Source organism: Corynebacterium sp., from assembly GCF_030530965.1.
Taxonomy (GTDB): Bacteria; Actinomycetota; Actinomycetes; order Mycobacteriales; family Mycobacteriaceae; genus Corynebacterium.
In genome coordinates, this window is the sequence record NZ_JAUMTY010000009.1 from 29,771 (window position 1) to 34,501 (window position 4,731).

At 58.4% G+C, this 4,731-nt stretch carries 4 protein-coding genes and 1 pseudogene; all 5 read right to left on the reverse strand.

Annotation, left to right across the window (positions count from 1 at the left end; translation table 11 throughout):
• A pseudogene (locus Q3981_RS03200) lies at positions 1-192 on the reverse strand (hypothetical protein); the annotation flags it as partial.
• A 127-nt stretch (positions 193-319) separates the two neighbouring features.
• Positions 320-1,240 (reverse strand): polyphosphate kinase 2, encoded by a 921-nt coding sequence (ppk2, locus tag Q3981_RS03205; protein WP_012731191.1) that lies wholly within the window; start codon positions 1,238-1,240, stop codon positions 320-322.
• A 63-nt stretch (positions 1,241-1,303) separates the two neighbouring features.
• Complete coding sequence (locus Q3981_RS03210) at positions 1,304-2,767, reverse strand: L-serine ammonia-lyase (RefSeq protein WP_303123840.1); 1,464 nt, start codon at positions 2,765-2,767, stop codon at positions 1,304-1,306.
• Positions 2,768-2,830: 63 nt separating this feature from the next.
• Positions 2,831-3,166 (reverse strand): putative quinol monooxygenase, encoded by a 336-nt coding sequence (locus tag Q3981_RS03215; RefSeq protein WP_046203348.1) that lies wholly within the window; start codon positions 3,164-3,166, stop codon positions 2,831-2,833.
• An 86-nt stretch (positions 3,167-3,252) separates the two neighbouring features.
• Positions 3,253-4,731: alpha/beta-hydrolase family protein (locus tag Q3981_RS03220; RefSeq protein ID WP_303123844.1), on the reverse strand; the 1,479-nt coding region annotated here is incomplete at its 5' end.

The following is a 4,731-nucleotide window of genomic DNA, read 5'->3' on the forward strand; positions in this document are numbered from 1 at the left end:
CGCCGCGCACATGTCGGTGTTCAGCGAGTTCAGTGCCTTGGGCCGGTCAAGAACGATATGGCCCACAGAACCGTGGACAGAGAGGTGAACATCATCCGTCGGTGACGTCACCGACGCGGTATCCCCTGCACCGGCTGCGGTGTGCTGATTGTCACTACTATGTTGCTGGTCACTTTTCTGTGCGTCTGCCATGAACGCAGTCTTCCACTCCCCACCCGTTTATGACAGTGATTTCGCCAAAAAAGAGCGAAATCACCCTCATTTATGCCCCCGGATTGGAGAGCACCGCACTCCCCCAAGCGGTTACCCCCAGCGGTAACTATTTCTTCTTATCTTTGTTCTTCTTGCCCTTTTTCTTTGCCTTCTTTTTCGCCTTGACCTTGTCTTTCTCTAAGTTCGAGGCCACATCAGGCACATAGCGGAAATCGCTGCGCGGCGGGCGCTCATAGTCACGTCGGGCAGGACGCTCGGGCATTTCAGGAATGTCCTGCTCAATGTGCTCATACGGAATCGACGAGAGGAGATGGTTGATCACGTTGATACGCGACCGCTTTTTATCCTCGCTCTCGACGGTGTACCACGGCGCGGTGGGAATATCCGTGTGGACGAACATCTCGTCCTTCGCCTTCGAATAGTCCTCCCACCGGGTGATGGACTGCATATCCATCGGCGATAGTTTCCACCGACGCAGCGGGTCGTCCCGGCGCGACTCGAACCGACGCAGCTGCTCTTCGTCGGACACCGAGAACCAATACTTGCGGAGCATGATCCCGTCTTCGACGAGGAGACGCTCGAAGATCGGTGCCTGGTGGAGGAAACGTCGGTACTCTTCCGACGTCGCGAACCCCATCACACGTTCGACACCAGCGCGGTTGTACCACGAGCGGTCGAAAATGACGATCTCGCCCTTCGTCGGCAATTTTTCGACATAGCGCTGAAAATACCACTGCCCTTGCTCACGCGAGTTCGGGGCCGGCAGGGCCTCGATGCGGCACGTCCTGGGGTTGAGATACTGGGTGATCCGCTTAATGGCAGAGCCTTTACCTGCGGCATCGCGGCCCTCCATGATGATGACCAGGCGAGCACCAGTGGATACCACCCACTGCTGCATTTCCACGAGTTCAGCTTGCAGACGCTTGAGCTCTTTTTCGTACGCTTTCCGGTCGAGTTTCTTCGGTTTCTGCCGAGATTCCTCTGAGCCAGAATCCTGTGTATTCGTGGTCTGCGGCGAATCGCTCATCGTGGGGCCTCTCCTGGTTGATCACATACCCTACTTCGAATAGTACATACCGGCAGGTGAAACCTAACATTCAGGCACATTGACGGCGACGTGCAACGCAAGCCCGCCGCCCGCGGTCTCCTTATAGCGATCCGACATATCCGCGCCGGTTTCTTTCATCGTGGTGATGACTTCATCCAGGCTCACGCGGTGAGTGCCGTCGCCACGCAAGGACATACGCGCCGCATTGATAGCTTTACCAGCAGAAATGGCGTTGCGCTCGATGCACGGGACCTGGACCAGCCCGCTAATCGGATCACAGGTGAGGCCTAAGGAATGCTCCATCGCGATTTCGGCAGCATTTTCGACTTGTTGGGGTGTTCCGCCCAAGACCTCGGCCAACCCCGCGGCGGCCATCGACGCTGCTGAGCCCACTTCGCCCTGGCACCCCACTTCGGCCCCGGAAATCGAGGCGCGCTCCTTATATAAGGAGCCTACTGCCGCAGCAGCTAACAGGAATCGACGAGCAGTGTCCTGCGGATCCTTGCGGCCGGCTGGGGTGAAGGTCAAAGCATAAAAACCGACCGCCGGAATGATCCCCGCCGCCCCATTCGTCGGCGCTGTCACGACACGCCCACCAGCAGCATTTTCTTCATTGACTGCGAGGGCAACCAAGTTCACCCAATCTGTGGAAAACTCTGCTGTTTGATGCGGGTCATCGATAATAAGGTCGCTGTACCACTTCTGAGCACGACGTCGAACCCCCAGGCCACCGGGCAAAATGCCCTCCTGGCTCACCCCACGTTTAGCGCAATCAGACATGGCCTCCGCGATGGCGTCGAGGTCGGCGTTGATCTGCGGATCGCTTCGTCTCGACTGCTCACACTTGCGTTGGACTTCCGCGACGGAACCCCCCAGTTGCTCGGCTTTTGCCACGAGCTCCTTACTCGAGGTGAACAACCACGGACCGGTCAAGGCGTCTTGGTCAGGGACTTCTTCCTTCGTTCGGATAAAGCCCCCACCAATGGAATAAAACGTTTGTTTATAGCGCTGGCCACGCACAATGGCGGAAAATGTGACGGCATTCGTGTGAATGGTCCGCACGACCGTCGGACGAAGAACGATATCTTCAAAACCACACTGGACCTGCAGAGACTCATCCCCCGCAAGATTGATTGTCCGTGTGCGCCGAATCTCCTCCAAGCGTGGCCCCATGAAGTCAGGGTCGACGGTCGCAGGATCTGCACCGTCGAGTCCCAACAGGCAGGCGCCTAGGGTTCCGTGCCCAGCCCCCGTCGCGGCGAGGGAGCCGTAGAGAATAACGGTGATGCTCTCTGGATCCTGAGTAACAGCACCACCGACCAGCTCGACGTATTCATCGTCGGCAAGACCCGAATCGGCCGTGGCGGGGACGTCGTCGGCCGATGTCGTGGTTAAGCGCTCACGTAAGCTGCGTGCAAATTCGAGCCCAGCACGCATTGGTCCCACAGTGTGCGAACTCGATGGCCCCACACCAATGCGAAATAGTTCAAATGTGCTCACAGTCATATGGACGAGGATAACGCGCTACCTACGCTCCTGTAATGTCACACGTGCTGTTGAGTGAAAATATCACTCATCACCATCAATGGTGACCTCGGACATATCATCCCAGCCGGAGCGATCTTCCATGGTCGTGTTGATAATCTTCGGCCTGGACTGCAGAACCTTGTTCATCTCCTCAATGCCCTTGGCAAAGTGATCGGACTCGGCGTGAACCTTGCCGGCCTCCGCATCCTTGTAGGCCTCGATCAGGATGTATTCGTTGGGGTCATCGGTGTTCCGGTACCACTCGAAGAACAGGCATCCTGGTTCCTGGCGGCATGCCTGGGTAAATTCATCCATTTTCTCGCGGAATGACTCGACGAATTCTGGCTTCGGGCGGTACCTCACGTTAATAAGAATCATGCCACCCAGGGTAGCGATTCGGCTCCGGCTTCGTGGGAGGGACGGAGGCCCCGTGGCGACGATCCTTCCGCCGGTGGGGGCCCTCGCTAATTGCCGTTCATCTTCTTTTGGTCAACGCCAACTTCCTTCTCAGGGCCTTGCCCCTCCATGGCCGTCGCCAATTGCTTCTTCAGACGTGGCATGTCGTCTTGGGTGAATTTCCCGTTCCCGGCAACGGCCGCCAACCCGTCGAGGAGCTGGAACCCGTAGTTGTGACCGTGGCCGTTGGGGACATTCGCTGCGACGGGGAGATCCAGCGTGACCTGCCAAAACGTGAGAATCGGCACCCATGTCATCGCGGGCGAGCGATCCCCTTTGGGCGGTTCTTTCAACCAATCCGGCCGGTGGAAGAGGAGTTTCGGCGACCACCACACCACCGGATCCGACGGGTGCTGCAGATACAGCACACGCGGGCCCGGCCACAGTGGGCTGTCTTCACGGGTCGCTGGTTCGTGCGACTCCTCCCAGGACCAAATCTTCTTCGGACCATTGGCAAAGCGCACAGTCAGCCCATCGGAATAGGTAGGCTCCACCTCCGGAGTACCCAGGTCGCGTCGGGCCACAAATTGGCTCCACAAGTTATTGCTATTTTGCGGCCCCACCCACAGAACGCCATTGACCGAGTTCACGATGTCGCGCAGGCCCGAAAAAGCGCCTTCACCAGCGGAGGTTCCCAGGGATTCGCCGTACACATAGATGCGCGGCCGGTGATCTTTCGGCAGCGTATTCCACCAATCGACCACGGTGTTAATGAGAACCTTGCCGGCTTCTTTCACTCGCTGTCTGTCCGCGACGAACTGCAAACCACTGGGGAGGAACGAATACTGATCCGCAGCAATCGCCGTATTGCCGTTAAACATCAACTCGATGGCCTGGGCAGCGGTCGGGTTCACCCACCCCGTCCCCGTCGTCGGGATAACAAAAAGAACTTCGCGGTTGGCGGCATGAGTTCGCTCCAACTCACGGACGACGAGATTCGCGCGGGCTTGATCATCCGGCTCGTTTTTAAGCCCGCCGTAGACACGGATCGGCTCCTTCGCGGGCTGGCCGGTGAGTTCTTCCAGCTCATCCTTGTGCAAACCCAAGCCCGTGAACCGCGTGCCAAACGCACCAAGCCCATCCCATGACGCCTCGGACTGTGGACTGCCCGACCGCTCCGGGACCGTCGGCTGGACCAGGTCAGACCGGATTTTGTTATTCCGCACTGAGAACACCCGTTCTGCGACGGACATCGTCGTTCCCGGCACGATTTTGTCGCCGACAAAAACCAGGACGACGACAACGACGAGCCACGCGGCGATGGTTCTCGTGGCATCTCCCCATCGCTGCGGGCCGTGATCGGCCAACCACTCGACGAGATTAATGAGCAGGCGGACAACCCCCACGACGGCTGCCCAGAGCCCCAGTCCGACCGGAATGACCAGCAAGAACTTCGCCGGCGTGTAGGCTTCCGCCCCCATCGTCCGGGCGATCTGGTTCTGCCACCGGACCGCAAACAAAGACATGATGATCGTCGCAATCGGGAC